The sequence below is a fragment of the Streptomyces sp. NPDC055239 genome (assembly GCF_053606205.1).
Genome location: NZ_JBSGRD010000001.1, coordinates 1,312,779 through 1,334,510 on the forward strand (window position 1 = coordinate 1,312,779; position 21,732 = coordinate 1,334,510).

Annotated in this window: 24 protein-coding genes and 1 pseudogene; 13 read left to right on the plus strand and 12 right to left on the minus strand. The window is 69.3% G+C overall.

Features of this window, described 5'->3' with window-relative positions; genetic code table 11:
- Positions 1-56 precede the first annotated feature (56 nt).
- From ACWFRJ_RS05450 to ACWFRJ_RS05485, 8 genes and pseudogenes are all read left to right on the plus strand, one after another.
- Positions 57-1,247 carry a lipid-transfer protein gene (locus ACWFRJ_RS05450; RefSeq protein ID WP_453524866.1) on the plus strand — a complete coding sequence of 397 codons (1,191 nt, stop codon included), beginning with the start codon at positions 57-59 and terminating at the stop codon, positions 1,245-1,247.
- The gene (locus ACWFRJ_RS05455; RefSeq protein ID WP_453524867.1) at positions 1,244-1,726 is read left to right on the plus strand and encodes a MaoC family dehydratase N-terminal domain-containing protein; all 483 of its coding nucleotides are present in this window, start codon (positions 1,244-1,246) and stop codon (positions 1,724-1,726) included. Before ACWFRJ_RS05450 ends, ACWFRJ_RS05455 begins: the two co-directional genes overlap by 4 nt.
- On the plus strand, positions 1,723-2,127 hold the full coding sequence (locus ACWFRJ_RS05460) for a MaoC/PaaZ C-terminal domain-containing protein (protein ID WP_453524868.1): 405 nt from the start codon (positions 1,723-1,725) through the stop codon (positions 2,125-2,127). Before ACWFRJ_RS05455 ends, ACWFRJ_RS05460 begins: the two co-directional genes overlap by 4 nt.
- A 51-nt stretch (positions 2,128-2,178) precedes the next feature.
- Positions 2,179-3,009 carry an SDR family NAD(P)-dependent oxidoreductase gene (locus ACWFRJ_RS05465; protein ID WP_453524869.1) on the plus strand — a complete coding sequence of 277 codons (831 nt, stop codon included), beginning with the start codon at positions 2,179-2,181 and terminating at the stop codon, positions 3,007-3,009.
- A 10-nt stretch (positions 3,010-3,019) separates the two neighbouring features.
- Complete coding sequence (locus ACWFRJ_RS05470; RefSeq protein ID WP_453524870.1) at positions 3,020-4,189, plus strand: acyl-CoA dehydrogenase family protein; 1,170 nt, start codon at positions 3,020-3,022, stop codon at positions 4,187-4,189.
- A 73-nt stretch (positions 4,190-4,262) separates the two neighbouring features.
- On the plus strand, positions 4,263-4,964 hold the full coding sequence (locus ACWFRJ_RS05475; RefSeq protein ID WP_453524871.1) for a TetR family transcriptional regulator: 702 nt from the start codon (positions 4,263-4,265) through the stop codon (positions 4,962-4,964).
- Between the two features lie 168 nt (positions 4,965-5,132).
- Entirely contained in the window at positions 5,133-6,740 is a 1,608-nt protein-coding gene (locus ACWFRJ_RS05480; RefSeq protein WP_453524872.1) for an MDR family MFS transporter, read from the plus strand.
- A 36-nt stretch (positions 6,741-6,776) separates the two neighbouring features.
- Positions 6,777-6,872 (plus strand): annotated as a pseudogene (locus tag ACWFRJ_RS05485) (IS5/IS1182 family transposase); the annotation flags it as partial.
- A gap of 186 nt (positions 6,873-7,058) precedes the next feature.
- On the opposite strand, the gene ACWFRJ_RS05490 reads toward ACWFRJ_RS05485, so the two are convergent.
- Entirely contained in the window at positions 7,059-9,521 is a 2,463-nt protein-coding gene (locus ACWFRJ_RS05490; protein ID WP_453524873.1) for an NACHT domain-containing protein, read from the minus strand.
- A gap of 304 nt (positions 9,522-9,825) precedes the next feature.
- On the opposite strand from ACWFRJ_RS05490, the gene ACWFRJ_RS05495 reads away from it, so the two are divergent.
- The gene (locus ACWFRJ_RS05495) at positions 9,826-10,335 is read left to right on the plus strand and encodes a hypothetical protein (RefSeq protein WP_453524874.1); all 510 of its coding nucleotides are present in this window, start codon (positions 9,826-9,828) and stop codon (positions 10,333-10,335) included.
- Between the two features lie 2 nt (positions 10,336-10,337).
- Here the strand turns inward: ACWFRJ_RS05495 and ACWFRJ_RS05500 are convergent, their stop codons facing one another.
- Positions 10,338-11,582 (minus strand): NAD(P)/FAD-dependent oxidoreductase, encoded by a 1,245-nt coding sequence (locus ACWFRJ_RS05500; protein WP_453524875.1) that lies wholly within the window; start codon positions 11,580-11,582, stop codon positions 10,338-10,340.
- Positions 11,583-11,635: 53 nt separating this feature from the next.
- Positions 11,636-12,643 (minus strand): MerR family transcriptional regulator, encoded by a 1,008-nt coding sequence (locus tag ACWFRJ_RS05505; protein WP_453524876.1) that lies wholly within the window; start codon positions 12,641-12,643, stop codon positions 11,636-11,638.
- A gap of 159 nt (positions 12,644-12,802) precedes the next feature.
- On the opposite strand from ACWFRJ_RS05505, the gene ACWFRJ_RS05510 reads away from it, so the two are divergent.
- The 4 genes from ACWFRJ_RS05510 (at position 12,803) to ACWFRJ_RS05525 (ending at position 15,794) form a co-directional block, all read left to right on the plus strand.
- Entirely contained in the window at positions 12,803-13,426 is a 624-nt protein-coding gene (locus ACWFRJ_RS05510) for a sigma-70 family RNA polymerase sigma factor (protein ID WP_453524877.1), read from the plus strand.
- Positions 13,427-13,581: 155 nt separating this feature from the next.
- Positions 13,582-14,388: an AfsA-related hotdog domain-containing protein gene (locus tag ACWFRJ_RS05515; RefSeq protein ID WP_453524878.1), complete on the plus strand. Its 807-nt coding sequence runs from the start codon at positions 13,582-13,584 to the stop codon at positions 14,386-14,388.
- Between the two features lie 101 nt (positions 14,389-14,489).
- Positions 14,490-15,068, plus strand: coding sequence for an ECF RNA polymerase sigma factor SigK (gene sigK / locus ACWFRJ_RS05520; protein WP_453524879.1), 579 nt, complete (start codon positions 14,490-14,492; stop codon positions 15,066-15,068).
- A 171-nt stretch (positions 15,069-15,239) separates the two neighbouring features.
- Positions 15,240-15,794 (plus strand): DUF4383 domain-containing protein, encoded by a 555-nt coding sequence (locus tag ACWFRJ_RS05525; protein ID WP_453524880.1) that lies wholly within the window; start codon positions 15,240-15,242, stop codon positions 15,792-15,794.
- A gap of 17 nt (positions 15,795-15,811) precedes the next feature.
- Here ACWFRJ_RS05525 and ACWFRJ_RS05530 read toward each other — a convergent pair whose 3' ends face one another.
- The 9 genes from ACWFRJ_RS05530 to ACWFRJ_RS05570 all read right to left on the minus strand — a co-directional run bounded on the left by ACWFRJ_RS05530 (position 15,812) and on the right by ACWFRJ_RS05570 (position 21,711).
- Entirely contained in the window at positions 15,812-16,822 is a 1,011-nt protein-coding gene (locus tag ACWFRJ_RS05530; RefSeq protein WP_453524881.1) for a mechanosensitive ion channel family protein, read from the minus strand.
- A gap of 131 nt (positions 16,823-16,953) precedes the next feature.
- Positions 16,954-17,589: a bifunctional 4-hydroxy-2-oxoglutarate aldolase/2-dehydro-3-deoxy-phosphogluconate aldolase gene (locus ACWFRJ_RS05535; protein ID WP_453524882.1), complete on the minus strand. Its 636-nt coding sequence runs from the start codon at positions 17,587-17,589 to the stop codon at positions 16,954-16,956.
- Positions 17,586-17,849: an HPr family phosphocarrier protein gene (locus ACWFRJ_RS05540; protein ID WP_453524883.1), complete on the minus strand. Its 264-nt coding sequence runs from the start codon at positions 17,847-17,849 to the stop codon at positions 17,586-17,588. Before ACWFRJ_RS05540 ends, ACWFRJ_RS05535 begins: the two co-directional genes overlap by 4 nt.
- On the minus strand, positions 17,846-18,973 hold the full coding sequence (locus ACWFRJ_RS05545) for a DgaE family pyridoxal phosphate-dependent ammonia lyase (protein WP_453524884.1): 1,128 nt from the start codon (positions 18,971-18,973) through the stop codon (positions 17,846-17,848). Before ACWFRJ_RS05545 ends, ACWFRJ_RS05540 begins: the two co-directional genes overlap by 4 nt.
- A 53-nt stretch (positions 18,974-19,026) precedes the next feature.
- Positions 19,027-19,773: a DUF4310 family protein gene (locus ACWFRJ_RS05550; protein WP_453524885.1), complete on the minus strand. Its 747-nt coding sequence runs from the start codon at positions 19,771-19,773 to the stop codon at positions 19,027-19,029.
- Positions 19,774-19,786: 13 nt separating this feature from the next.
- On the minus strand, positions 19,787-20,575 hold the full coding sequence (locus tag ACWFRJ_RS05555) for a DUF4311 domain-containing protein (protein WP_389906189.1): 789 nt from the start codon (positions 20,573-20,575) through the stop codon (positions 19,787-19,789).
- Positions 20,576-20,579: 4 nt separating this feature from the next.
- A complete protein-coding gene (locus ACWFRJ_RS05560; protein ID WP_453524886.1) occupies positions 20,580-20,915 on the minus strand; it encodes a DUF4312 family protein in 336 nt (111 codons plus the stop codon).
- Positions 20,912-21,277 carry an SFCGS family glycine-rich protein gene (locus ACWFRJ_RS05565; protein ID WP_389906192.1) on the minus strand — a complete coding sequence of 122 codons (366 nt, stop codon included), beginning with the start codon at positions 21,275-21,277 and terminating at the stop codon, positions 20,912-20,914. The genes ACWFRJ_RS05560 and ACWFRJ_RS05565 overlap by 4 nt, the downstream gene beginning before the upstream one ends.
- Positions 21,278-21,315: 38 nt before the next feature.
- Positions 21,316-21,711 carry a hypothetical protein gene (locus tag ACWFRJ_RS05570; RefSeq protein WP_453524887.1) on the minus strand — a complete coding sequence of 132 codons (396 nt, stop codon included), beginning with the start codon at positions 21,709-21,711 and terminating at the stop codon, positions 21,316-21,318.
- Positions 21,712-21,732: the final 21 nt, after the last annotated feature.

Consider the following 21,732-nt stretch of genomic DNA (forward strand, 5'->3'; position numbering starts at 1 on the left):
GAACGCCCTCGCCTCGTCGGGCCCCTTTTCCGTACGACACCACTGGATGTGAGCGCATGACTGGAACAGCACGTGTGACCGGCGTGGGAATGATCCCCTTCACCACTCCCAGCAGAGCCGAGCCCTACGACGTGATGGCAGAGCGCGCCGCCCGTGCGGCGCTCGCCGACGCGGGCATCGCCTACGACCAGGTCCAACAGGCCTACACGGGCTACGTGTACGGCGACTCGACGGCGGGCCAGCGGGCGCTCTACCGCGTCGGCGAGACAGGCATCCCCGTCATCAACGTCAACAACAACTGCGCCACCGGCTCCACCGCACTGTGGCTGGCACGCCAGGCAGTCGAGAGCGGCGCCGCCGACTGTGTCCTGGCGCTCGGCTTCGAGCAGATGCGGCGCGGCGCCCTTGCCAGCGTATGGCCGGACCGCCCCGACCCACTGGCCCGGTTCGATGACGTGGCGACCGCGGTCCAAGGGCCCGGTGACGCGCCCACCGCGGCACGCCTGTTCGGCGGGGCCGGCGCGGCCTACGCCGAGCGGTACGGTCTGGCGTCCGACACTTTCGCCCGTATCGCGGTCAAGGCGCGCGCCCACGCCGCCCACAACCCGGACGCCGTCTTCCGCACGCCGGTCACCGTCGAGGAGGTGCTTGCCGCACCGCACATCCACGGGCCCCTGACCCGACTTCAGTGCTGCCCGCCCACCTGCGGGGCCGCCGCGGCGGTGATCACCAGCGCGGACTTCGCCCGGGCGCACGGCCTGGACGCATCCGTGTCCATCGCCGCCCAGGCCATGACCAGCGACACCCCGGACAGCTTCGCCGACGGCGACCTGATGAAGCTGGTCGGATACGGCATGACCAAGGCCGCCGCCGCCCAGGTCTACGAACGCTCCGGCGTCGATCCCTACGACCTGAAGGTCGTCGAACTCCACGACTGCTTCACCACCAACGAACTGATCACCTACGAAGCACTGGGACTGACCCCCGAGGGCACCGCGGAGAAGTTCATCGTCGACGGCGACAACACCTACGGCGGCCGCGTCGTCACCAACCCCTCCGGCGGACTGCTCTCCAAGGGGCATCCGCTCGGCGCCACCGGACTCGCCCAATGCACCGAACTCGTACGCCAGTTGCGCGGCAGAGCGGGGGCCCGTCAGGTCGAGGACGCCCGCCTCGCCCTCCAGCACAACATCGGACTCGGCGGCGCGGCCGTCGTCACCCTCTACGCCAAGGTGGACAAGGCATGAGCATCCCGGCCACCGCCATCGGCACCAGGCCGCAGCCGGTGACGCTGCTCGTGGAGCGCGGACGGCTGCGGAGCTTCGCCCGAGCGATCGGAGAGAGCGACCTCGTATACACCGACCTGTCGGCCGCCCGCGCGGTCGGCCACCCCGATCTGCCCGTCCCGCCGACCTTCCTCTTCGGCGTCGAGCTCGAACAGCCCGACCCCTTCGCCTACCTGACCGAACTCGGCGTGGATCTGCGCCAAGTCCTGCACGGCGAACAGAGCTTCACTTACCACGCGACCGCGCACGCCGGGGACACGTTGACCGCTCGGCCCGAGATCATCGACGTACAGAGCAAGAAGGGCGGAGCGCTCGACCTGCTCGTCAAAGAGACCACGGTGACCCGTGCCGACGGCAGTCTGGTCGCCGAGCTGCGCTCGGTCACCGTCGTCCGCAATGACGTGGCCCCCGTCGTCCGCAACGAGGTGAGCGCCCGATGAGCCGTCAGGTGACCGTCGGCACCGAACTGCCGCCTCTGGAGCTGCCGGAGATCAGCCGCACCACACTCGCCCTGTTCGCCGGGGCATCCGGCGACCTCCACCCCGTCCACATCGACCTGGACGCCGCGCGAGACGCCGGATTCGACGATGTCTTCGCCCACGGCATGCTGTCGATGGCCTACCTGGGCCGCCTGCTGACCGGCTGGACCGAACAGTCACGTATCCGCGGCTACGGCGTGCGATTCACCGCGATGACGCCGGTCCGCAGCCGACCGACCTGCCGAGGACTGATCACCGCAGTCCAGGAGACCGACGGCGAACACATCGCCACGATCGCGGTCACCGTCACGCTCGCCGACGGCACCACGACGCTGCGCGGCGAAGCCACCATCGCCCTGTAGGAGCAGTCACCGCCCCGTGAGGGCGCCACGAGAAAGCGAAAGGCAAAACACATGGGAACACTCGAAGGCAAGTCCGCTCTCATCTCCGGCTCAGGCCGCGGCATCGGCCGCGAGATCGCCCTGCGCCTGGCCCGTGAGGGCGCCAGGATCGTCGTCAACGACCTGGATCCCGAGCCGGCCAAGGACACCGTCGCCGCCATCGAGGCACTGGGCGGCACAGCGGTCACCTGCGTGGGCAGTGTGACCGACGCCGGGTTCGCCGAGCGGTTCGTGCAGACGGCCGTGGACAGCTTCGGCGGCCTCGACATCATCGTCAACAACGCGGGATACACCTGGGACGCGGTCATTCAGAAGCTCTCCGACGAGCAATGGGACGCCATGATCGACGTCCACCTCAAAGCGCCCTTCCGCATTCTGCGGGCAGCACAGCCGATCATCAGCGCCGCCGCCAAGAAGGAGGCGGCCGCCACCGGCACCATCACCCGCCGCAAGGTCGTCAACATCTCGTCGATCGCGGGCCTCGGCGGAAACGCCGGACAGGCGAACTACGCCGCCGCGAAGGCGGGCGTCACCGGCCTGACCCGCACACTCGCCAAGGAGTGGGGGCGCTACGGCGTCACCGTCAACACCGTCGCATTCGGGCTGATCAAGACCCGGCTGACCGAGACGGCGGCCCACGACGAGGCGACGATCGACGTGCAGGGCAACGCCATCAAGGTCGGAGTCAATCCGCAACTCCTGGCGGCGATGGAGGAGACCATCCCACTCGGCCGCGCCGGAACGCCCGCCGAGGCGGCAGGCGCCGTCTACCTCCTGTGCACACCGGACTCGGACTACGTCAGCGGACAGACCCTGGTCTGTGGCGGCGGCTTCTCGATGTGAGGAACACCCAATGAAGCGCACCCTGTTCGACACGGAACACGACGACTACCGCACCAGCATCCGCACCTTCCTCAGCAAGGAAGTGGTTCCCCACTACCCGGACTGGGAAGCGGACGGCATCGTGCCGCGAACCCTGTTCACCCGGCTCGGCGCACTCGGAGCACTCGGCATACCCGTCCCGCAGGAGTACGGCGGCGCCGGTATCCACGACTTCCGCTACAGCGTCGTCCTCCACGAAGAGGCAGCGGCGGCCGGAGTCGCCCCGGCCCTTCTGGGGCCCGCCCTGCACACCGACATCTGCCTGCCGTACCTGCTGAGCCTGGCCGACGACGAGCAGAAGAACCGCTGGCTGCCCGGCCTCGCCTCCGGCGAACTGATCGCCGCGATCGCGATGACCGAACCGGGCACCGGATCGGACCTCTCCGGGATCCGCACCCGAGCCGTGCGCGACGGCGACCACTACGTCCTCGACGGGGCGAAGACCTTCATCACCAACGGAATCAACGCGGACATCGTCATCACCGCCGTACGCACCGGACCCCATCCGCACCGGGGACTCAGTCTCCTGGCCGTGGAACGCGACACGGTTGGCTTCACCCGAGGACGCCGACTGCACAAGGTCGGCATGCACGCCCAGGACACCGCCGAACTCGCCTTCACCGAAGCCCGAGTGCCCCGGGCGAACCTCCTGGGGTCCGAGGGCACGGGCTTCGCCGAACTGACCCGCAACCTCGCCCAGGAACGTCTGTCCATCGCCGTCATGGGCCTGGCCCAAGCCACCGCGGCGCTCTCGTGGACCCTCACCTATGTGCGGGAGCGCCATGCTTTCGGACGGCCCATCGGAGCCCAGCAGACGGTCAGCCACAAGCTGGCCGAACTGGTCACCGCAACCGACGTCGCACAGCAGTACATCGACCGCTGCGTCAGTGACCTCAATGACGGCGCACTGACCGCACCGGACGCGGCGAAGGCCAAGTGGTGGTGCACCGAACTGCAGAGCAGCGTCGTGGACGCGTGCGTCCAACTGCACGGCGGCTACGGGTACATGCTCGATCAACCGATCGCCAGGGCCTGGGCGGACGGCAGGGTGTCCCGCATCTACGGTGGAACCACGGAGATCATGAAGGAGATCATCGGCCGTTCCCTCGACCTGGACCCGACCGCCGCAGCCGGGCGATGACACTCGATCACGCCGGTCGGGCGCGACGGGACGGCCGAGGAGTGAAATTGCAGAGTCTGCATTTTTGCGTACTATGCAAACTGTGGATGACAAGGTGGCCTCTGAAGACAGTTGGCGCGAGCGCAAGAAGCGGGCGACGCGTGCCGCTCTCGTAGAAGCGGCAGTGCGTATGGCCGCGGAGCACGGTGTGGAGCACGTCACCGTCGATGCGATCAGCGAGGCGGCGGGCGTGTCCGCGCGCACCTTCTTCAACTACTTCGAGTCCCGCGACGAGGTCTTCGTCATGGTCGGCGCGGAGTCGAGCGCCCGGGTCCGGCGCGCCCTGCTCGAAGCGCCGGCCGAGCTCTCGCCGCTCACGGCATTGCGTGACGCCATGGCGGCGGAGCTGGAAGAGATCGAGCAGCAACAGGAGCTCTGGCACCTGTACGGCGAAGTGCTGCGCAGGTCGCCGCACCTTCTGGTGCGCAGCCTCGGCGCTCACATGGCCGATGAGATCGGCCTGGCCGAAGTGCTCGCCGAGCGCATCGGCGCGGGCTCGCCCCTGTTCTCCGGAGCACGTACGGCGTCCTCCCCGACCGAGGACGAACAGCGACGGCGGGCTCTGGGGCTGTACCCCCGGCTGCTTGCCGCCGTCGGTGCCACTGCCGTACGAGTCGCTGTCGAGCACTGGTGCGTCCGACAGGACGAGACCACGTTCGCGGACGTCTTCCGGAACGTGTTCGAGCAGCTCGCCGCAGGGCTGCCCGCCCCGCCCGAGCGCCCGGTCCGACACTGACCGGGCAGTGCTTCCGCCGGGCCTCCGAACGTCTTTCACACCTTTCACGTGCTTGCTGTGCCCTGCCGTACGACCTCTGTCGGCGCGTGGACGAACCACCCGCCGACTGACTGCGAAAGAGACGAAGTGAACTCAACAGCCGCGCCGGAAAAGGCGTCGCCGGCCCCTATGTCCCACCGCGAGATACTCCAGGCCATGTCCGGGCTCATGGCCGGCATGTTCGTCGCCATCCTGGCCGGGACCGTGGTCTCCAACGCGCTGCCCCGGATCATCGCCGACCTCGGGGCCAGCCAGTCCGCGTACACGTGGGTCGTCACCGCCGAACTGCTGGCCATGACTGCAACGGTGCCGTTGTGGGGCAAGCTGTCCGACCTCTACAACCAGAAGCTGCTGCTGCAGCTCTCCCTCGGTATGTTCGTGGTCGGTTCGCTCCTTGCGGGGTTCTCCCACGACGTGGGGCTGCTGATCTTCAGTCGGGTGGCCCAGGGCATCGGCGCGGGCGGACTCACCGCCCTTGCCCAGGTCGTGATGGCCGCCATCATCCCGCCGCGCAGGCTCGGCAAGTACGCGGGCATCTTCGGCGCGGTCTTCGCCGTCGGCACCGTGGCCGGGCCGCTCATCGGTGGAGTCCTGGTGGACACCTCCTGGCTGGGCTGGCGCTGGTGCTTCTTCATAGGTGTGCCGTTCGCACTGCTGGCCATCGTGCTGCTGCAGCGCACTCTGAAGCTGCCCACCGTGCGCCGCGAGGCGAAGATCGACTTCCTGGGTGCCTTCCTGATCGTCGCAGGAGTCTGCGCCCTGTTGATCTGGGTTTCGCTGGCGGGCAACCAGTTCGACTGGGCCTCGTGGCAGACCGCCGCTCTGACCGGCGGGGGAGTGGCGCTGCTGGTGGCCGCCGTGTTCGTCGAGACGCGAGTCGCCGAGCCGATCATTCCGCTGCGCATCTTCCGCAACCGCACGGTGTCGCTCACCACGCTGGCCAGCCTCTTGGTCGGTGTCGCCATGTTCGGCGGCACTGTCTTTCTCTCGCAGTACTTCCAGGTGTCTCTGGGCAAGTCCCCCACGGTCGCGGGCCTGATGAGTCTGCCGATGATCCTGGGTCTGCTCGTCTCCTCCACGGTCGCCGGCCAGATCATCAGTGCCACCGGCCGCTGGAAGATCTACCTCGTCATCGGCGCCATCGCCATGACCACGGGCCTCGGCCTGCTCTCCACGATCGGCGCCGACACGCACTTCGGCCTGCTCAGCGTCTACATGGCGGTGATGGGCGTCGGTGTCGGCATGCTGATGCAGAACCTGGTCCTGGCCGCGCAGAATGATGTCCCTGCTGCTGAACTGGGCGCTGCCACCTCGGTGTTGTCCTTCTTCCGCAGCATGGGCGGCACGATCGGCACCAGCGTCCTCGGTGCGATCCTCGCCAACCGTGTCGCGTCCGAGATGACCAAGGGGCTTGAACAACAGGGCGTGTCGGCCGGCTCCGGCCAGGCCGCCGGTCACGGTGTCCCGGACATGACCACACTGCCGGCCCCGATGCGGGAGCTCGTGGAGCACGCGTACGGCGTTGCCACCGGTGACCTCTTCCTCGTCGCCACGCCGTTCGCCCTGCTCGCTCTGATCGCAGTCCTGTTCATCAAGGAGAAGCCGCTGAAGGACACCAGCGGCATGGAGCGGCTCGCCCAGGAGGCCGAGGACGACGCGTCTGTCGAAACCCAGGGTGGCTCCCTTCGGCACGTCGATGACGGTGTGGAGGCCGGTGCTGGTTCGGCGCCTGCCTAGGCGCGTCTCGTTGACGGGCTGATCGGTCGATCGGGTGTGTCTGCCCGGTTAGTGATCACTGATGCGATACGGGACCGGATCGAGCCGCTGATGTCGGCCGATCCGGTCCGTGGACGCTTAGGGCCTGGACATGGCGTCGACTGCCTTGACCCTGCAGAGCGAATCCCGCCGGAGCAAGCCCGAACGTGAATCTGAGCTGTACGGCATCCCGGCGTCTCCAGGGCTGCTGCGGACCGCTGGAGGGCGCCGTGCTGGACGGCGTTTCAAGAAGCGGCAGTTCAGGCCTGACTTCGAGGCGCACTCACTCTGAGCATGCGCTTAACGGGTGTCCGCCTCGGTCAGCCGGTGCTGCAGTTCGATGTGCCGGAACTGGTAGACGGCTCCCACGCGGCGCAGCACACCGCGCTGCTCGTGCGCGTCGGCGAGGAAGGCCATCAGGTCGAGGGGCAGGCGGACCCGGAGCGTCAGGTAGCAGCGGGCGACCGCGTACCGGCTCCAGGCCGCCTGCCGCATCCCGATCGCAAGGCCTGACAGGAGAGCCGGGACAAGGCCGACCGCGTACACCCACAACTGACCGTCGCGGGGATTCGAGCCCCACACGCCCGTCGAGCCCCACCGAGCGGCACACCAGCTCTGTGTGCCGATCACGGCGACGCCGACGACAACTGCCGTCGCCACACAAGTGGCAAGGATGCGACGGTCGTTGGCGAGCAACGCCCGCCCGTCGACCGCGGCACCCAGGTCGACCGGCACCGTGCGCAGCGCGTGCAGGAGCAGGCAGGCCACCGCGAAGACCGCGCCCACCTGCCCGGCGCCCCACGCCGCCGCGACCGGATCGGCGGGCGCGATGTACATCCGGTCCGACCCGCCCGACAGCACGTCTGCGAACAGGCCCTCCAGCAGGATGCCGCCGCCAAGGAGCAGCCCGCCCAGGAGCCCCCGGCACACACCTCCCGCACTCCAGTGCCAGCGCACCCGGGCCGCAGGACGGGCGGGATAGATGCGCGGTTCGTCCCTGACCGCGGCTGCCGCTGTGATGCCGTAAAGGAGGGCACTGACCGTGCCGCAGGCGTTGCCGAAGGCGAGGCTGTAGCAGATCGCGGACGCGATTCCGGTCGCCAGGGCGCGCAGGTTCCATGAGGAGGGGCGGCGGATTCCGAACCGGCGGCCGAAGGCGAACCCGGAGATGATGACGCCGACGAGCGCCAGCTCGCCGCCGTCGGCCAGTCGGTGCAGCACGAGTTCGGTGGAAGCGTGCGCAGCGGCGGCCGTCGTGCACAGCAGGGTGACCGTGAGGCCCGCGACGAGACCGCCCGCAAGGCCGCCGCACATCCCCGCCGCCACGACGCCGAGCCCGCCGCGTTCCTCCCAGCGGGGCGAGGCGGGCAGTTGCGGGGCGAAGTGGTGGATCAGTTCCATGGCCGCGCCCTCGGCCAGCCAGCCGAGTACGCCAAGGAGGACGCCGGCCAGCACTCGGGGCAGTACGGCCGGGACCGCATGGTGCAGACGCCACCAGGCCAACTCTGCCGCTCCGTCGCGCCCCTGCTCCATGTGCCGGGCCAGGAACTTCAGCGTGCTGTGGGCCTGTTCCGCCGTCCATCGGCAGGGGCGGCGCGGATGTGGCCGGTAGGCGGCCGGGATGAAGGCGTCGAGGAGATGGTGTTCGACGGCGGACCGCGTCGGACGCCGCAACACCTCGGCGGGGTCGGGTAGTTGTCCGTCTTCCTCATCGGGGCGCGGGTTGTACACGGACCGGGCCAGGGACACCATCAACGGACTGGTGAGCGCTTGTGCCACCGGCGCATCGGTGCCGAGCGCGGTCACCACCGGTGTCCAACGAGCCGCCGCAGGGGTTCCGGCCCCGCCCGCGTCGTGCAGCAGGTAGTGCGCGACGCTCCGCCCGTCGAGCGGGTCGAGATGGATGACGGCCAGGTCGGCCGGTCGTGCCGGGCCCCCCGTGGACGGCCGCAGCGCGGCCAGGTACTCCTGGGGACGGCTGGACAGCACAAGCCCGCAGCTGTACGGCAGTGCCGCGGCGATGCGGTGCAGTGCCAGCGCCCCTGCGGCGGCGGGGAGTTCGTCGAACCCGTCGAGCACCGGCAGGACGAGCCGCCGCTCCAGGAGCATCCCGGCCAGGGTGGTGTCCCCGTACGCGCCGGGCGCTGTCTCACCCAGGTCCGCGTAGTCCTGGACGAGCCTGCGCTCCATCCACGCCCGCAGCTCTTCGACGGCCGGGTCCCAGGAGGCGAGCGGAAAGAGCACCGGCACCGGCTCGCCCGCCCGGCGGCGCTCGGTCAGCGAGAGGATGAGCCGCACGAGCAGGACCGTCTTGCCCGCCCCGGGGCCGCCAAGGACGAGCAGACGCCGGTGGGGGAGATGTTCGGCGAAGAGAGCCCCGAGGTCTCCACCGCGTCCGGCAAGTCGGCCGGGCTCCTCGGTGGTGGCGAGGTCCGGGTCCGCGCAGCGCCAGGAGACGGGCAGCGGATACGGCTCCGAGAGCCGCCGCACCCGTGCCTCACCTTCCCACTGGCGGCGTACGGCGATCGCGAGCCGGTCGGCGACACCGCCCGGGTCGTCCACCGCCGCCTCGGCGCGATCTGCCCGGAAGGCGCACCAGGCGAGGTAGGCACCGGCCCCGGTCGGCAGCAGGGCCGCGATGACCGTGGCCGGGTCGTCGAGACGCGGGGCGACGACGAGCGCCCCGAGGACGCCCCCGCCGAACAGGACCAGGTACACAATCCCGGCCCGCCGTACGCGCGACCTGGGGACAACTCCACTCACCCGACGAAGAGTTGCGCATCACGGCCTCGTGCAGATGCGGTTCGGTACGCCTCCACCCGAGTGGGTGATACATACGGCGCAGGGCCCACCGTCCGTGCCCTCCGGGACGGGGAATGCACACCAGCTTCGCCGTACCCGAAGCCGCGGGGGAGACGGTGGCCGAGGTGAAGCCCGTCCACGAGCTGGATCACGCCTTCCGCTTTGTCCTCTGGCTCTGACGCGTGGAACCGGGCACCATCTCCTTACTCCACCTGCACCACAGCTGTCCCACCGTCAGCACGGTCACCAGCAGGAAGGAACCACCATGCGCATCCGCTCCGCGCTCACCGCCCTCGCGCTCACCACAGGCGCCCTGATCGCACCCGGTTTCGGTGTCCTCACCACGGCCACCGATGCCTTCGCCGCCACCAAGGTCAGCCATGCCACCGCGACATCGATGTTCCGCGAGGCCGGCGTCACCTGGTCGTCTTCCGGCGGCTGCTCGAACCGCGACAACCCGACGTGTACGTCCTTCGAGCAGCTCAATCTCGCCACCGCGCAAGGGGCCCAGACCCTCAAGCGCGCCAGTGGGTGCGCCCTCAACGTCACGGGTGGCACGGAGACCGGCCATGCGAGTGGAACGTACTCCCACTGGAACGGATACAAGCTCGACTTCGGCAAGAACACCTGTGTCACGAGCTACGTCAAGAACACCTTCACGTACATCGGGCCGCGGGGTGACGGCGCTCCGCAGTACAAGTCGGGCTCCGGCAACATCTACGCCGACGAGGGCAATCACTGGGACGTCCTCTACTACAACTGCGGCGGCTGCTGACCCTACTGGGCCAGACCGGCCAGCACCTCGCGTGCGGCCCGTGTGCCGGAGGCGAGTGCGCCTTGCACCGAGCCGGTGGCCCGGTGATCCCCGCACACGTACCGTCCAGGTGCGAAGCGCGTCGTGCGGCTGAGCGGCCACGGCGGCAGCATCGCGGGCAGTGCCCCCGGGACCGTGTAGGTCCCGACCAACTGCCACGCTTCGGTGTCCGCCGTGTACAGCTCCGCGAGGCGACGGCGTACGGCTGCCTCCGCTCCTGGCGGGTCGCCACCGAGCACCGAGGTGGACACGAGAGCGGTGCCTGGTGGGGCGTACTCGGGGGCGACTTCGCTGAGGACACAGGTATTGAGGACGCCCAGCGTGCTGTCCGTCACCAGGATCGGTTCGGCCAACGGGGCTGTGCCGGTGGCGTGGTAGTACGTGGTGACCGTCCTTCCGTCCGGCACGGTCAGCCCGGGAAGCAGGCGCGCGGCTGTCTCGGCGTCCGTGGCGACGACGACCGTCGTGGCGGGCTCTTCGCGGCCGTCGGCCAGGAGGACACCGTGGTCGGTGACGGCCGCGACCGGCGTCTCGAGTCGCAGAGTGTCGACCGGCAGACCTTCGGCGAGCTGTGCCGGGACCGTGCCGATTCCGCCGGACGGCAGGCACAGACTGCCGCGTGCCATGCTGCGAAGGATCAGGTGGAAGAAGCGTGCCGACGTCTCCAGCTCCTTCTCGAGGAAAACGCCCGACAGGAAGGGCCGCAGCAAGTTCTCGACGGCGTAGTCGGAAAGGCCGGAGCGCGCGAGTGCCCGGGCGGTGGGCTGATCGTGTCCGCGAGTGATGGCTCGTACCGGCAAGAGGGTGTCCCGTGCGGCAAGGGCCGTGAGAGCGGCCAGATCGCGGGAGCTCAGGGTCCGCCCCGGCAGCAGGCCGGCGATCTCTCGCGGGCGCCGGGTCGGGTCGGTCAGTCGCACGGGTCCGGTGGGTGTGTGCGCCAGCATGCCTGGGGTGAAGGGGCGCAGACGCAAGCTGCGAAGGTCCAGACGTCGCTTCACCTGAGGGTAGAAGGTGTTGAACACCTGGAAGCCCCGGTCGAGTTGGAAGCCGTCTCTGCGGTCCGTCCGCATCCGGCCGCCTACCGCGTCGGATGCCTCCAACAGTGCGACCCGCTGACCTGCGCGAGACAGGTCCCTCGCGCAGGCAAGGCCGGCGAGACCCGCACCGACGATGACGGTATCGGGGGCCGACAGGTGCTGAGAGGTCATCAGCTGTCTCCTCGTCTCGTTCGCGGGTCAGGATGCCACCGGCACGGGCCGGCTCACCGCGTGACAGGCCGTCGGGCGGTATCGGTTGCCGCCGTGTTCAAGACGTCCAAGGCTTCGGCCAACCCCGGTGGCCGTGGCAGTCCGGGCACGGCCTGACCGGTCCAACCCGGTCCGAGCGTCAGGACCAGGGGGTGCCTGCGCGCGCCGCGCACGCCCCATTCCATCGACGCCACGTGCTGCGCGAGCGGGCGGTTCGCCGTGGTCCGGGACTGGGCCCAAAGACCGACGGCCGCGGGTCCTGTCCTGCGCACGGCCGCCACGAGCGCTTGGGCGGGCATGGCCGCGCCGAACATGCGCACGGGCAGACCACGCTCGGTGAGGGCCGCTGCCAGTGCCTCCAGCGGCAGCGTGTGGTTCTCGCCGGGCACGCAGGCGAGCAGCGTCACCGCGGCCGGGTGACCGGACGCCGGACCGGCTGGAACCGGCGGGGCGTTTCGGCGCAGAACACCTGCCACGTGCCAGGACAAGAAGTGCTCGACCTCCACGTACTTCTCTCCCGAGCTCTCCCACTTGCGCCCCACCGCCTGAAGCGTCGGCATGATCACCTCCTGCCAGGCCGTGACAAGGCCGTAGTCGGCGATCGCCGAGGTCAGCAGATCGTCCACGGCGGCGGCTTCGAGCCGCAGCGAGGCGCGGGCAAGGCCCTTGCACTCCCGGCGCACGTCGCCGAGCTGAAGACCGGTGTGCGATCGGCTTCGAACAGGCCTGGGGCGCGCCGGGACGGCAGGGGGCTCCAGGGGCACCGGTGCCAGGGGCGCGCCTTCGCGCGCGATGCGTGCGGCCTCGGACGGCGGCACCCCCGTCATGGTCAGCGCGCACATCCGCTCCAGCCGCGAGATGTCCGCGGCAGTCCAGCGGCGGTGCCTGCCGCTGGTATGAGCATCGGGCCCCAGGCCGTAGCGCTGGTCCCAGGAGCGCACCGTGGTGGGGGCCACGCCAAGACGCCTGGCCACCGAACCGGTGGACAGGCTTGCTGGCTGGTCGTGCTCGCTCGAGCTCACCGACTCAGCGTACGACGCACAAACGACGCGTGTTGCTTGCGTCGTTTGTGCGTCCAAGACTCATGACAGATACGGGCCCGGGCCCCCGCCACTCTGCCGATGCACGTCAGCCCATGAACTCCCGTCCCGCGCACGCCGCTCCGCCGGAGGAACGACACCATGAGTGCGACTACGCAAGCCTCGGAGCGTCTGATTCCGCCTGCCGATGAGGCGCCTGTCGAGCCCGTGCCCAGCGGACAGGCGTCGAGCGAGGAGGATCCGGCCCGTGGACTCGTCGGTATCGACGAGCAGGCGTTCGCTGCGATCTACCGGCGCTGGAGTCCGCTGGTCCACACTCTTGCCGCCCGCACACTGGGCGACGCGCGGGAAGCAGAGGACGTGGCCCAGCAGGTCTTTCTCGCAGCCTGGCGGGGGCGGGCCGGATATCACCCCGAACGCGGGCCGCTGGGTGCCTGGCTCGTCGGCATCACCCGACGCAAGATCGTCGACACGCTCGCAGCACGCACCCGACGCCTCCGCCTGATCGAAGCGGCAGGCCGCGCCGCCGACGTTTCCACAGGAGTGCTGAGGTCGGAGACGACGGACCGGGCACTGGACCGTGTGCTGCTGTCGGACGCGCTCGCCCGACTCCCGCAGAGCCAGCGAGAGGTGCTGCGCATGGTGTTCTACGACGACCTGACCCAGGTCCAGATCTCCGAGCGCACCGGTCTGCCCCTGGGCACCGTGAAGAGCCACGCGCGCCGCGGCCTGTTCCAGCTGCGCAGCAAGATCGAGCAGAGCTGATGGCACCGGGGCCTCTGCGACACGTCGGACCGGACACGGCAGACGCCGTCCGGTCCCTTTGGCAGGAAGCGCGGGCCGGCCGGCGGCAGCATGGCCCGGAGCATCCGGACAGTTCGCTGACGTGGCGCACGCTCGGTCTTGATGCGATGGCGTCCATGCTCGTCGTGTCCTTGCGTCGCCTGGGCCGCACCGGTTTCAGCGCGCAGTGCCAGTGGCCCCGTTTCCATCCGCTCAACGAGCGTGCGATCGCCGTGTCGCATCATCCGCTGATCATGGTGGAGTCCACCCGCCAGATCGCCGTCGCGCTGGAGCACCGGTATCTGTCGGCGGACGCTGTGGCGCAGGGGCGTGCCCCGCTCGAACCCGTATCCGTGAGCCTTGGCCTGCAGCCCCGGGTATGGCCGACGGAGCGGGCCAGCGCCACCGACGTAGCCGTCCGAGTCACCGTGAGCGACCATGCGACGCGAGCCGACGAGCTCGCCTGCTACCGCATCACCGCCGAGTACCAGCACGCGGGGACGCCGTTCGGATCGTGCACCATGCGCATGGCCCGTCCCGCCTACCCGGGCGCTTCCTGCCCGCCCACGGTGCCACCACCCGCCCTGTTGCATCCCCCGGCGGCCGTCGTGGGCGCCGCCGCCGACACCGACGTCATGCTGGCGCGCGCGCCGCAGGGACGCCTGGTCATCGTGCCGCGCGACCCGGGCCATCCCGTCCTGACCCCCGGCGGCCCGGCCCGGCTTTCCGCGCTTGCCGTACTGGAGGCCGCGCGCCAAGCGGCGCTGCTGACCTCCGGCACGACCGCTACAGCTGTGGTCGGGCTGCACGTGGAACTTCATGCACCCGTGCCGCCGAGCGGGGCCTTGGTCGAAGTGACAGCGGAGTCGGCTGGAACCCGCGTTCTCGTCAGGGCATCCGGCCAAGTCGTCGCGTTGGGGACGGTCGTGCTGCTCGGACCGTGAACGGAGCCGGAGACAAAAGCCGAGAAGAAGTAGAAGAAGTAGCTGAAGACAAGGCGTGTCCGCACGTCGGGCGCACTTTCGCGTCGCCCCGGAGGACGAACATGAAAGACGTCATGCCGATCAGAGAGCCGGGAACGAGCCTTCCAGAGCTCATGCAACGGGTGGCGCACGGTGATGAGGACGCCTTCTCATCCCTGTACGACACCGTGGCCGTTCCGGTCTTCAATGTCGTACGCGGTGTCCTGCGCGACGCTGCACAGGCGGAGGAAGTCACCCAGGAAGTCCTCGTCGAGGTCTGGCGTACCGCCCAGCGCTATCGCAACGACCGCGGAACCGTCATGAACTGGATCCTGACCATGGCGCACCGGCGTGCGGTGGACCGGGTCCGCTCCACTGTGGCCTGCAGCGCCCGAGACCACAGAGCGGCGCTGCTGGCCCGCACACCCCCGTTCGACGAGGTCAGCGAAGAGGTCGAGACCCGGCTGGAGTACGAGCAGGTGCGTCGTTGCCTCCTGGAGCTGACCGACGTACAGAAGCAGTGCCTGTCCCTCGCCTATTACGAGGGAATGACGTCGCGGCAGGTCGCCGAGCAGCTCTCACTGCCGTTGGGCACCGTCAAGACGCGCCTGCGGGATGGACTCATCAGGCTGCGCGACAGCCTGGAGGAAGTGCCCGTATAGAGCGTGCCGCGGCGGCCTCAGTCCAGTGAATGCCTTTCGCGCTGCATCCGAATAAGGCGGCAAACCGGAATAGATCGTGCTGAATGCCACCGCGTCACTGTGGTCGACGTACGACCAGGCAGTGGCAGGAGATATCGCCGCCCGCCCGGCGGCCTGCTGGAAGGAGCCGACATGCAACTGCGGGACGAACTGCCCGTCGATCATCATCTCGCTGCCGTCTACCGCTATGGCGCCGCGTTCTGCGGCCTGGTGCTCATCGCCTTCGGCTGCCTCGGCCTGGCCGACGCGCTGACGCCCCTGAGCACCAATGGCGAGGTGGCGGGCCTGTCCACCAATGTCGCGCTGAGTGTGATCTCGCTCGTGGTCGGAGCCGCGCTCGTCCTCGGCGGCATCATCGGCGGGACATTCGCATCCGCTCTGAACATGTCCGTCGGCACGCTCTTCCTGCTCAGTGGCTTCTACCACCTCTTCACGCTGGATCGACCGGCCAACTTCCTCGACTTCGGAATGACGAACGTGCTGTTCAGCTTCGCTGCCGGCCTGATGATCCTCACGTTCGGCATGTACGGCCGCGTCTCCAGCAAGCTGCCCCACGACAACCCCTTCTGGCGCCGCCGACACCCGGACCAGGCCGCCCGCGAGGACGACACTCGGCACGGAGCAGTACGAGCTGAGCTGTCGAACCGAGAGCGAACGGCGCTGGAGAGCACGACTCGAGGCGACTGATCGCCTCCGGGCGGCGGTCAGTTCGATGCTGCCGCCTTACTCCCCGTGGTGGCGGAGTCCTTGTCCGTACGCATCCACACGGTGCGCTGCGGGAGGGGGATTTCGATGCCCGCCGCATCCAGTGCTTCCTTGACTCGACGGCGCAACTCACGAGTGACCGCCCACTGCTTGAGGGGAACGGTCTTGACGGCCACGCGGATCACCATGCCGTCCACGTCCAGGGACTGCACTCCCCAGACCGACGGGTCCTCCAGCAGAACCCCGTCGAACTGCGGATCCTGACGCAGGTCGCGACCGGTCTCCTCCAAGACGCTGTAGACAGTGTCGAGAGGGGCGTCGTACGCCACCGAGACGTCCAGAACGGCGCGGGCCCACTCCTGGCTGTCGTTGCGCACCCGGAGGATCTCGCCGTTACGGATGTGCCACAGGCCGCCGTTGAGATCACGGATCTGGGTGAGACGGAGGCCGACGTGCTCCACTTCGCCGATGGCTTCCCCGAGGTCCACGGAATCGCCGACGCCGTACTGGTCCTCGAGCATGATCAGCATGCCGGAGAGGTAATCCGCGACGAGGTTCTGCGCGCCGAAGCCGATGGCAAGGCCCACCACACCCGCGCTCGCCAGCAGAGGACCGAGGGCGATGCCGATCTGGTCGAGGACCATGGCCATGGCCATGACGCCGATCACTACGGTGACGATGCTGCTGAGCACCGAACCGATGGTGCGGGCACGCTGCTCGCGACGTTCGTTCGCCCGACTGCGGTCACGCTGCAGCACGGCCGGGCCGCGGCTGGTGCGGCGAGGCTCGCTCTGCTCCTCCGGAGGCTGGAGGATGCGCTGCACGACACGAGTGATGGCCTTCTTGGCCAGTCCCCGGACGATCATCATTCCCACGACGATGAGCAGGATGCGCAGTGGGACGCCTATCAAGGTGTCGACGTTGTCCCGCAGCCAACTCGGGGCTGACATCGCCTGGTCGGCGACGTCGCTGCTGAGGACATACGACGCCGACGCGCCGGTGGGTGACACGGGATTCCGCTCCAGTCAGTCGAAGTGAGCACTCGCAGCGGGGACCGTAGTCACGGATTCCGAATCAGGTCAAAAGGTGTGCAGAGGGTGTGAAGGAGTGTGCCACCGGCGTGGGCGAGGTGTGCCCTCCCTCAGTCGAGCTGTGCCCGAAGGCGTCGTACGTTCGCCTCCACGTCCCCCTTGGTCAGATCGCTGCCGATGCTCACCGTGAAGGCCCCAGCGGCGAGCCACTCGCCCGCGTTGTCGAGCGTGACGCCGCCGGTCGCCATGATGTGGGCGCCCGGCAGGACGGACAGCAGCGACTTCAGATAGGCGATGCCGCCGATGTGTGCGGGAAAGAGCTTGGCGACGCCACGCTGGGCGGCGACGCGCAGCTCGCTGGGGGTGAGGCCGCCCTCCACCAGGAGCCGGTCGGCCGCGTCCGCGACCGGGCGGACCTCCGGCACCTGGAACGGGCTGACGAGGAAGTGGGCCCCTGCTTCCAGGGCCCTTTGTGCGATGTCGGGCGAGGTGACGGTGCCGAGTCCGACGGTCGCCTGCGGAGTTTCCCGGGACCAAGTCTCCACCAGCTCTTCCCAGCCGGGTGTGGTGGCGGTGAACTCGAACGTGGTGATGCCGCTCGCGAGGAGTGTGTGCGCCAGTTCGTCCGCTGTGTCGGCGTCCGCGGCGCGCACGGTCGGGGTGATGCGGGCCAGGCGTAGACGGTCGATGGTGCTGGTGACGGCCTGGCTCAGGGGGGTCGCCCGGGGCGACGGGGCGGCGCTCACGCGGGGTCCGCTATGCGTGCGAGGGTGTCGAGGGTGGATTCGGCGTCGGCGCCGCGTGCGCGCAGCACGATGGCGTCGCCGCAACGGATGTTGAGGGTCATGAGCGAGAGCACGCTGCGGGCGGGCACTTCGTGGCCGTCCTCGCGGGCGACGGTGACCTCGGCGGTGCTGCGGGCCGCGGCCTGGGCGAAGGCTGCGGCCGGGCGGGCGTGCAGCCCGGCTTGCTCGGTGACGATCAGGCGGCGTTCGGCGACGGTCACAGGTCTCCTCCCTCGAGTCCGTTGTGTGCCGTGTGTCCCTCGAGCAACGTGGTCAGATGCTGCACCAGTTGCTCCTCCTCGTCGGGGTTCAGTGGGCGCGGGTCGATGTACAGGCGGCCCGTGGAGGCCTGGTGGTCGCGCAAGTACACGCCGGCCGCGGCCAGTTCGTCGGCCAGGTGTGCTGCGTCGCGCCCTGCGGTCGCCGGGTCGACGGTGAGCTCGGTGCGGTGGATGTCCCGGCCTGCCTCGTCGCTGACGACCCGTGTCGTGATGCCGGGCAGTGGGGCCAGGCGCGCGGCCAGCTTCTCCATGCGGTCGCGGTGGCCGCCGGGGGAGTCCGTACCGTAGTCGCGCAGGGCGCGGACGAGGCCGAAGAGGGTCTCCTTGCCGACCTTCATCGGGCGGGCGATGCCCGCGTACTGCGCGCGGCAGGCCTCCATGTGGCGGGCGCTGCCGCAGATCATTCCGGAGGTGGGACCGCCGACGGCCTTGCCGCCGCTGTAGACGACGAGGTCGGCTCCCGTGGCGGGCCAGTGCCGCAAATCCTCCTCGGCGGCCGCGTCGACGATCACCGGGATGCCGTGCTCCCTGCCGACCTCGATGGTCCGGGCGAGGGAGACCATGCCCTTCTGTACGGCGTGGTGCGACTGGACGTACAACAAGGCCGCCGTACGGGGGCCGATGGCGCCGGAGAGGTGTTCCGCGGTGACCTTGTTCGCCGAGCCGACCTCGACGGGACGGCCGCCGCCGAGCGCGATCAACTGCCGTATGGGGGCGCCGAAGTGGACGGAGTGACCGCGCGGCAGGATCACCTCGCACGGCGCGTCGCCCGGGTCGGGCAGGGCCTCGATACGGGACAGGTCCGTGCCCGCGACGAGGGCCGCCACGGCGATGGCGACACCGGACGCGGCGCCGGTGGTGGGACAGCCGTCCTCGGTGCCCGTGGCCCGGGCGATCTCCTGTCCGGTGGCGGTGAGGAGGTCGGCCATCACGACGTGGTGACGGGCGCCCTCGCTCATCGCGGTGATGACGGCTTCGCTGAGCACGCTGCCGCCGAGCGCGGTCATCTTGCCGCTGGCGTTGATCGCCGGGGGGACTTCTAGATCCTGGTGGAGAGTGTGCACATTGATTCCCTGAACTGTGTGGGAGGGAGGGGCGGTTCGCGGGGCGCGGGCGGTCACTTGCCGGGGATGGGGAAGAAGTACCCGGCGGCCATCGCGCCGATGATGGCGCCGCCCGTGAGGGGCTTGCGCCACTTGTAGAAGAGCGCGGCGCCGATGGTCGAGCCGAGACCGACGGGCAGGGACGCGGTGGCGGCGGAGATGATGACGAGCGGGCCCAGATAGCGGCCAGCGGAGTTGCCCGCGCCCATCATCACGTCGGCGCCGAACGTGGAGGTGCCGCCCGTGGAGTTCACGGTGGCGCGGCGGATGGCGAGGATGGCGACGCCGATCAGGGCGCCGAGCGCGGCGCCGACGGGGATCGCGAGCCAGAAGTGCTCGAGGGGTGCGGTGAATCCGGCGGACAGCATCATCGCGGGGATTCCGATACCGACGCCGGTCTGGAGCGAGCCCCCGATGTCGAGGATGCCGACCATGGGGCCCTCGATGATCCGGGCGAACAGGAAGCCCGCGCCGAAGGCCGCGGCGGCTCCGTAACTCCCGCCCTCCATACCGGCCTTGAGCATGGATACGACGGCGACTTCGTTGAAGATACCCGTGTGGTAGACGTAGTAGAGGTGTGTGCCGGTGAAGATCCCGGCGGCCAGGCAGGCGACGAAGACGGGGAAGGCCCACTCGGAGAGCCAGAAGCTGCCTTCTCCCGGCACCTTGGTGAGGAAGCCCGGCTTTTCCGGCTTCGTGTCGGTCGTGTCGGAGCCGTTCGCGGGTATGTCGCCCGCGGCGGCGGTCGATGTGTCGGTCATGTCGCTGCCTGCCTCACTGGGGCTTGGTGCCGGTCGCGTCGTGGAACTGCAGGAGCCAGTGCGGCACGTCGACCTTCAGCTGCTGAAGCAGGGTGATGTCGGCGCCGCGCAGGACGGTGCTTGCGGCGAACAGGACGATGACCGCCCCCGCGAGAGACTTGGTGACCTTGGTCCAGCCCAGGTCGTCGACTCCCTTGCCGATGACGATGCCGAGCACGATGCCCGGGACCGCGTTGCCCATCACCAGGTGACCGAGCCCGCCGAGGACGGTGCCCCAGGCTCCGGTACGGCGGCCCGCGTCGACGGCGGCCATCCAGAAGATGATGGGCATCACGGGGTTGATGAGCCATTCCGACGCAGGTCCCAGGACCTTGGCGGCGACGTCCTGCAGGGAGTGCGGGATCGAGGCCGCCGTCGTGTTGAGCAGCGCGATGAGGACCATGCCGACGACGGTGCCGGTGAGGGCCATCCGCCGGGGATTGTGCAGGGTCTGGTCGAGGTTGCGGTTCTTGACCATCGCGACCGAGGCCGTCCAGTGCGGCACGATGCGGTGGTCGACGTCGCCGGTCAGCGCTCCGGTGCCGACGGCGCTTGACCAGGCGTTGAAGAGGAAGCCGAGGCCGAAGGAGAAGTGCGCGACGGGGTCGTTCTGGCAGGCGTTCAGCTCGCCGAGGGTGCGGAAGGCACCCATGCCCTGGACCTTGGGCGCGTGGAACATCCGGGCCACGCCCGCGCTCGCGCCGAAGCCGATGAGGCCGCCGATGACGAGGGACTGCAGCAGGACGGTGAGGGTCTCGTTCATCGGGTCACCTCATGTGCAGGGCGTGCTGGAGCGGCGAGAGCCGCTCCTCGCGCACCGTGAAGTCGACGGCATCCAGGTCGAGCGAGGCCACCTGCACCTCGACGCGCAGGGTGATCTCGAAGCGTTGGCGGGTGCGCGGGAAGATCAGGCCCAAGAACCTTTCGGTCCAACGGTGTTGGGCGGCGGAGAGCACTTCGAGCTCCAGCGGCTCCACCCGGAAGCAGACCCCTTCCGTGCGCTTGCCGACCGCCGACTGGACCTGCCCGATGGCGGTGGCGAAGGCCTTCTCGCGGGTAGGGCCCGAGCCGGTGAGGCGGAGTGTGTGTCGGGACTGCTTCATGCCGTCCTCCCCAGCTTCTTCAGGAGGGCCTCGGTGACCTTGAATCCCAGTTCCTCGCTGTCGAGGAAGCCGAAGCCGAGTACGGTGCGGCCCTGTTCGACGGCGGTCACGCCGGCCTGCGCCGATCGCATGCCGAACTCGATGTCGTGCCCGTACTTGGCCTTGGCGGTCACGGCCCCCGCGCCACCGCTGCCGCAGAAGGAGATGCCGAGGTCGGCGCCCTCGGCGGCCATCACGTCACCCACCTTCATGTCGGCCCCGGGCCCGGGGATGACGACGGGTTCGCCGCCCGCGGCACGTACTCCGTCGGCGACCGCGTTGCCCTTGCCGAGCCGGTGTCCGATCACGATCTTCACTGTCATGGCGGTGCTCCCTGGTGTGTCGGTCATACCTGTGTCGGTCATGCCTGCTGGTCGGTGTGGTCCTGTAGCTGTGCCGCCGCCTCGAAGTGCAGCGCGAGCAGCAGGACTTCGGTGTCGCTCGCGGTGAACTCCCGCGGGGTGCAGTAGCTGTCGATGAGCTGACGTACGGCCGACATGCGTCCGGGGGCGACTTCGGCGGCGAGCTGGGGGTCGAGTGCGTCCAGATGCTCGGCGGTGCGGACCCTGCGGACGAACGCCAGCGCGTGCACGGCCAGGGCGAGCGCGCGGATGTCGTCGAAGACGATGCCGCTGGACCGCGCGTAGAGGCGGGTGAGCGGGAGGAACGCTTGCAGGTCGGTACGGTCCGTCTCGGTGACGGGATGGTCGGTGTCCCGTACCGCCTCTGCCAGCCGCTCGATCAGGGGGGTGCTCAATTCGTGGGCCTCTCGGTGGTG

Bases quoted from the DNA above. Each gene is read 5' to 3' on its own strand.
- ACWFRJ_RS05465 (WP_453524869.1), top strand. From the start codon at position 2,179: ATGGGAACACTCGAAGGCAAGTCCGCTCTCATCTCCGGCTCAGGCCGC.
- ACWFRJ_RS05565 (WP_389906192.1), bottom strand. From the start codon at position 21,277: ATGACAGTGAAGATCGTGATCGGACACCGGCTCGGCAAGGGCAACGCG.
- ACWFRJ_RS05480 (WP_453524872.1), top strand. From the start codon at position 5,133: ATGTCCCACCGCGAGATACTCCAGGCCATGTCCGGGCTCATGGCCGGC.
- ACWFRJ_RS05515 (WP_453524878.1), top strand. From the start codon at position 13,582: ATGCTCGTCGTGTCCTTGCGTCGCCTGGGCCGCACCGGTTTCAGCGCG.
- ACWFRJ_RS05555 (WP_389906189.1), bottom strand. From the start codon at position 20,575: ATGAACGAGACCCTCACCGTCCTGCTGCAGTCCCTCGTCATCGGCGGC.
- ACWFRJ_RS05550 (WP_453524885.1), bottom strand. From the start codon at position 19,773: ATGACCGACACATCGACCGCCGCCGCGGGCGACATACCCGCGAACGGC.
- ACWFRJ_RS05500 (WP_453524875.1), bottom strand. From the start codon at position 11,582: ATGACCTCTCAGCACCTGTCGGCCCCCGATACCGTCATCGTCGGTGCG.
- ACWFRJ_RS05450 (WP_453524866.1), top strand. From the start codon at position 57: ATGACTGGAACAGCACGTGTGACCGGCGTGGGAATGATCCCCTTCACC.
- ACWFRJ_RS05470 (WP_453524870.1), top strand. From the start codon at position 3,020: ATGAAGCGCACCCTGTTCGACACGGAACACGACGACTACCGCACCAGC.
- ACWFRJ_RS05475 (WP_453524871.1), top strand. From the start codon at position 4,263: ATGCAAACTGTGGATGACAAGGTGGCCTCTGAAGACAGTTGGCGCGAG.
- ACWFRJ_RS05495 (WP_453524874.1), top strand. From the start codon at position 9,826: ATGCGCATCCGCTCCGCGCTCACCGCCCTCGCGCTCACCACAGGCGCC.
- ACWFRJ_RS05455 (WP_453524867.1), top strand. From the start codon at position 1,244: ATGAGCATCCCGGCCACCGCCATCGGCACCAGGCCGCAGCCGGTGACG.
- ACWFRJ_RS05560 (WP_453524886.1), bottom strand. From the start codon at position 20,915: ATGAAGCAGTCCCGACACACACTCCGCCTCACCGGCTCGGGCCCTACC.
- ACWFRJ_RS05510 (WP_453524877.1), top strand. From the start codon at position 12,803: ATGAGTGCGACTACGCAAGCCTCGGAGCGTCTGATTCCGCCTGCCGAT.
- ACWFRJ_RS05525 (WP_453524880.1), top strand. From the start codon at position 15,240: ATGCAACTGCGGGACGAACTGCCCGTCGATCATCATCTCGCTGCCGTC.
- ACWFRJ_RS05460 (WP_453524868.1), top strand. From the start codon at position 1,723: ATGAGCCGTCAGGTGACCGTCGGCACCGAACTGCCGCCTCTGGAGCTG.
- sigK (WP_453524879.1), top strand. From the start codon at position 14,490: ATGAAAGACGTCATGCCGATCAGAGAGCCGGGAACGAGCCTTCCAGAG.